Raw genomic sequence first — 4,731 nt, 5'->3', positions numbered from 1 at the left:
CGCGGCGGTCGGCGCGCCGGAGACGGCGGCGGTGCGCGAGGAGCACGCCGTGAAGCTGCAGGCCGAGGTGGACCGGGCCACGCCGCGGGTGCCGGGTTCGTCGGCGCCGCCCTCGACGTCCGCCTCGGTGGCGCCGCCTGCGGGAGCGTCGCGGGAGGCGCTGGTGCCGGCGTTGCAGGCGGCGCAGAAGCAGGCCGGTGAGCTGGTGGCGTCGGTGGAGGCGCACCGGGTGGGGTTGGTCGCCTCGGTGGCGGCCGGGTGCGCGAGCCTGGTGGAGGCGTTGTCGTGAGCGTGGACGCGGTGCAGGACGCGTTGGCCGCGGAGCACGCGGCGGTGTGGACGTACGGGTTGGTCAGCGCGTTCATCCAGCAGCAGGCGGCGGACGTGGCGACGGGCGCGACCGCGCACCGGGCGCGGCGCGACGCGACGGAGCGGTGGTTGCGCGACCGGGGAGCCGCCCCGCGCCCGCCCGCGGCGGCCTACCTGCCGCCGGAGCCGGTGGACAGCGCGGCGTCGGCCATCGCGGCGTTGATCACGGCGGAGACGGACGCGTGCGTGGCGTGGCGGGGCGTGCTGGAGCGCACGGACGAGGCGGCGTTGCGGCAGGCGGCGCTGGACGCGCTGACCGTGTCCGCGGTGCGGGCGACGCGGTGGCGGAAGGTGGCCGGGGTGACGCCGACGTCGATCGCGTTCCCGGGCGCCGGGGTGGGCTGACGCGACGCGGGAATCCTCGCCGGGGACCCCGGTCCCGGTCAGCGGTTCAGGTCGGCGGCCAGGCGGAACGCGTCGTTGCTGATCCGCTTCATCAGCTTGACGTGCTCGGCCTCGTCCTTGCCGTGGCGGACGGTGTCCGACTCGATGATGATCACGTCCCGGTCGTCCTGCCGCGCCGCGAAGCCGCCGTTCGCCAGCGTCGGCAGGTTCGGCACGCGCACCGCGCCGTCCTTCACCAGGTCGTTGACGTTCCCGGTGCCGTCGCGGGTGGTGAGCTCCTTCAGCTTGGCCGCGTCCTCGGCGGTCTTCATGCGCACCACTGACACGGACGTGTACACCGTCACCCCGTCGGGGGTCGTCGTTGTGTACAGACCGCGCGTGAGCTGCTGGCACGGCGTGGCGGTCAGGAACCGCTGGGTCTCGCCGTACGCGTGCGGCGCGCAGCTGCTGTCCTTCAGCGGCTCGGGGACGTCCGGGGACACGGCGAAGGTGAACTCGCCGCCGGGCGGCGCGGACGTGGGCGTCGGCGTGCCGGTCTGCTGCTCCTTGCCGGTCACGGCGATCCAGACCAGCCCGGACACGAGCGCGACGCCGAGCAGCCCGAGCCCCTTGAGCAGCAGGCCACGCCGCGACCGCGCCGCCGGCGGAGGCGGGGGTGGGGGCGGCGGCGAGCTCAGCAGCGAGTCGAGCTGACCGATCTCCGACCGCCACAGCGGCGCCGTGTCCGACGACCGGAGGGGCGGAATCCGCTGCGTCACCTCTTCGGGTGATTCGGGAGGAACCGACACAAAGACCCACGGTAACGGACGCGGGTCACCTGAGCGCTGCGAGCACCAGATCGACGTCCTCCGCCGTGTTGTACAGGTGAAACGCCAGCCGGACCCGTCCGGCGCGCAGGCTGGACCGCACCCCGGCGGCCTCCAGCCGCTCACCGGCGCCCGGCAGGTCGAGCGACACGATCGCCGACCCGCGGGCCGGCAGGCCGAGGCCGTCGAGCAGGGAATCGGCCAGCGCGACGACGTGGTCGCGGACGTCGGCGAGGTCGAGCGACGCGAGGTACGGCAGGGACGTCGCCGCGCCGTACTGGGACAGCCAGACGGGCGAGAGGTCGAGGCGCCGGGCGTCCGGCGCGAGCCGCAGCGGCAGCCCGTACACCGTGGACCAGGGGTCGTCACCTGCGAACCAGTTCGCCGCCGCGGGCACGGTGCGCTCCAGCGCCGAGGGCGAGCAGGCGAGCCACGCGCACCCGCGCGGCGACATCAGGAACTTGTAGCCGACGGCCACGACCCAGTCCGCCCAGTCGAGCCGCAGCGGCATCCAGCCGACGGCCTGGGAGGCGTCCAGCAGCACCGGCACGCCGGTCGCGCGGAGCGCGTCGAGGTCGACGATCCGGCCGTCCGCGGACTGCACGACGCTCACCGCGACGAGGTCGTGGCCGGGGGCGGCGGACGGGACCTCCTCCAGATCGACTTCGGTGACCCGCAGGCCGCGGGCCGCGAAGGGGAACGTGAGGCTGGTGAACTCGCCGCGCGCGACGAGCACCGAGGCGTCGGCGGGCAGCCCGGCCGCGACCAGCGCCACCAGCTGGGACGCGGACGCGCCCATCGCCACGCGGTCCCCCGGCACGCCCACGAGACGCCCGAACGCGGTGCGGGCGGTCGTCACGTGCTCGTCCACGGCGGCGGGCCCGTCCGCCCCGGTCGACCAGCGGCGCACGGCGTCGGCGACGGCCGTGGCGGTGGGAGCGGGAGGGACGCCGATGCTCGCGGTGTTCAGGTAGCCGAGGGGGACGTCGAAGGTCGTGCCGAAGGCTGCGCGCATGGGGCCATCACATGGCCTTGGCCGCCTCGCCGTCCACCGAATTGCGGTTCTTGCGGCGGGCGTAGACCTGCTTGCGGGTGCGCGCCACGACGTCGCCGTGCTCGTCCACCACGTCGGTGGAGAACCACACGAGCGCCTTGCCGCCGTCCGCGGTCCGGGTGCGGACCTCGTCCAGCTGCTCGTCGGTGAGCCGGAACTCGGCGAACACGTCGCCGCGGCCGGGCTTGACGAAGTCGATCTCGCCGGCGCGGTCCCACACGAGGTGCTCGCGGCCGAGGTGGTGCAGCACGAGCAGCATCCAGAACGGGTCGGTCATCGCGAACAGCGAGCCGCCGAAGTGGGTGCCGACGTAGTTGCGGTTCCACCAGTGCATCCGGAGCCGGACGCGGACGTGGCGGTAGTCGTCGGACAGTTCGAGCACGCGGATGCCCGCGAACAGGAACGGTGGCCACAGGTTCATGCCGCGGCGCAGCCGGGAAGCTTTCACGTCCCGCATGTTACCAGCGGGTAATGTCAGTGGAGGGTGATCACGTTCCGGGTCACCTTGGCCGCCTCGTCCGAGCACAGGAACGCCACCACCGCGGCCACGTCCTCGGGCCGCGACACGTCGTGCGCGGCGCGCACCGCGTCGTTGACCCAGCCGGTGTCGGTGACGCCGGGCTTGACCACGTTCGACGTGACGCCGTGCGGCCACAGCTCGCCCGCCGCGGACATGGCGTAGTTGTCCAGCGCCGCCTTCGCCGCGCCGTAGGACACCTCGGTCGGGAAGCCGAGCGGGCCGCCGGACGTCAGGCCGACGATGCGGCCCCACGTCCCGCCGCGCGCGACGTGCCGCCGGGCGAACTCGGCGATCAGCAGCGCGCCGGCGCGGGCGTCCACCGCGAACTGGGCGTCGAACGTCTCCGCCGAGACGGGCCGCAGCACCCGGCCGAACCCGTCGGCCTCGTCGGGCAGGAAGGTGTCCTGCACCCAGCTGGAGGCGTTGTTGACCAGGATGTCCACCGGGCCGAAGACCTCCTCGGCGGTGTCGAACAGCGCGGCGGGCGCCTGCGGGTCGGCGAGGTCGGCCTCGACGGCGTGCGCCTGGCCCCCCGCCTCGGCGATGGCGGTGACGACGGCCTCCGCGCCGGACTCGCGGGCGGTGAAGTAGGCCTCCGGCAGGCTGTCGTCCGCCGGCGGCGTGAAGCGCAGGTACGTGATGAGGACGTTGACGCCGCGCGCGGCGAGGGCCTTGGCGGTCGCGGCCCCGATGCCCTGGTTCGCGCCGGTGACGATCGCGGTGTGGATCACAGCCGGATCGTGCCGCGCGCGCCGCGCGCCCGCACGCCATTTACCGGCAGAATGCCGGGGGTGCGCAGTGAAGAGATCGAGATCCGCACCGGTTCGCGCGAGGTCGTGCACGACCTGACGCGGGCGTGCGAGGACTTCCTGGCCGACGTGGACGGCGACGGGCTGCTGCACGTCTGGGTGCCGCACGCCACGGCTGGCCTGGCGATCCTGGAGACCGGCGCGGGCAGCGACGACGACCTGCTGACCGCGCTGCGGGAGCTGCTGCCCGCCGACGGCCGCTGGCGGCACCGCCACGGGACGCCCGGCCACGGCCGCGACCACGTGCTCCCCGCGCTGGTGCCGCCCTACGCGACGATCCCGGTGCTAGGCGGTGTGCTGGCGCTGGGCACCTGGCAGTCCGTCTGCCTGGTCGACACCAACGTCGACAACCCCGTCCGCAAGGTCCGGCTCTCGTTCCTGGCCGGGTAGCAGCAGCACGGCGAGCCCGACGACGGCGAGCGCCGCGAACACCCACACCTGGGCGGCGTCGGGCGACGTGCCGGCCACCAGGGCGCGCAGCCCGTCGGCGGAGAACCGGAACGGCGTCCACGACCACAGCAGGGTCCGGTAGGCGGGGTCGAGCAGCTCCGGGACCTGGCCGGCGACGGCGGGCGCCACCAGGTACAGGGGTCCGAGCACGGCCATCGCGCGGAGGCCGAGCAGCCGCAGCAGCGCGAGCTGGACCAGGACGAACGACCCGCCGACCAGGGCGAGGTAGCCGAGGACGTCCCAGCCGAGCGGCAGCGCGGAGTCCCACAGCGCGAACAGGCCCGCCACGACGCCGACGCCGAGCACGGTGGCGGCGGCCGCGACGACGAGCCGGCCGACCAGGTTCGGACGCCGTGCCAGCGCGGTGAACGCCGCGGC

6 protein-coding genes and 2 pseudogenes are annotated in these 4,731 nt (G+C 74.5%); 3 read left to right on the top strand and 5 right to left on the bottom strand.

The features are described 5' to 3' along the window. Both ACFQ3T_RS34420 and ACFQ3T_RS34415 read left to right on the top strand, forming a co-directional pair. Positions 1-289, top strand: a pseudogene (locus ACFQ3T_RS34420) (hypothetical protein); the annotation flags it as partial. Further along, positions 286-714, top strand: coding sequence for a ferritin-like domain-containing protein (locus ACFQ3T_RS34415; protein WP_380729962.1), 429 nt, complete (start codon positions 286-288; stop codon positions 712-714). The pseudogene ACFQ3T_RS34420 and the gene ACFQ3T_RS34415, both read left to right, overlap by 4 nt. 38 nt (positions 715-752) lie before the next feature. On the opposite strand, the gene ACFQ3T_RS34410 is transcribed toward ACFQ3T_RS34415, so the two are convergent. The 4 genes from ACFQ3T_RS34410 to ACFQ3T_RS34395 are packed head-to-tail and all read right to left on the bottom strand — an operon-like array spanning position 753 to position 3,825. After that, positions 753-1,472 carry a hypothetical protein gene (locus ACFQ3T_RS34410; protein WP_380729960.1) on the bottom strand — a complete coding sequence of 240 codons (720 nt, stop codon included), beginning with the start codon at positions 1,470-1,472 and terminating at the stop codon, positions 753-755. 55 nt (positions 1,473-1,527) lie between these two features. Further along, positions 1,528-2,535 (bottom strand): aminotransferase class V-fold PLP-dependent enzyme, encoded by a 1,008-nt coding sequence (locus tag ACFQ3T_RS34405; RefSeq protein ID WP_380729959.1) that lies wholly within the window; start codon positions 2,533-2,535, stop codon positions 1,528-1,530. 7 nt (positions 2,536-2,542) lie between these two features. Beyond that, positions 2,543-3,022, bottom strand: a complete 480-nt coding sequence (locus ACFQ3T_RS34400; RefSeq protein WP_380729957.1) for a DUF4442 domain-containing protein — start codon at positions 3,020-3,022, stop codon at positions 2,543-2,545. Positions 3,023-3,048: 26 nt separating this feature from the next. Beyond that, positions 3,049-3,825: an SDR family NAD(P)-dependent oxidoreductase gene (locus ACFQ3T_RS34395; RefSeq protein WP_380729955.1), complete on the bottom strand. Its 777-nt coding sequence runs from the start codon at positions 3,823-3,825 to the stop codon at positions 3,049-3,051. A 60-nt stretch (positions 3,826-3,885) separates the two neighbouring features. On the opposite strand from ACFQ3T_RS34395, the gene ACFQ3T_RS34390 reads away from it, so the two are divergent. Next, positions 3,886-4,293, top strand: a complete 408-nt coding sequence (locus tag ACFQ3T_RS34390) for a YjbQ family protein (RefSeq protein WP_380729953.1) — start codon at positions 3,886-3,888, stop codon at positions 4,291-4,293. On the opposite strand, the pseudogene ACFQ3T_RS34385 reads toward ACFQ3T_RS34390, so the two are convergent. Further along, a pseudogene (locus tag ACFQ3T_RS34385) lies at positions 4,189-4,731 on the bottom strand (ABC transporter permease); the annotation flags it as partial. The gene ACFQ3T_RS34390 and the pseudogene ACFQ3T_RS34385 overlap by 105 nt on opposite strands.

Source organism: Saccharothrix hoggarensis, from assembly GCF_042678885.1.
Classification (GTDB): domain Bacteria; phylum Actinomycetota; class Actinomycetes; order Mycobacteriales; family Pseudonocardiaceae; genus Actinosynnema; species Actinosynnema hoggarensis.
Note: the sequence above shows the minus strand (reverse complement) of the source record. Positions and strands in the feature narration are given on the sequence as shown.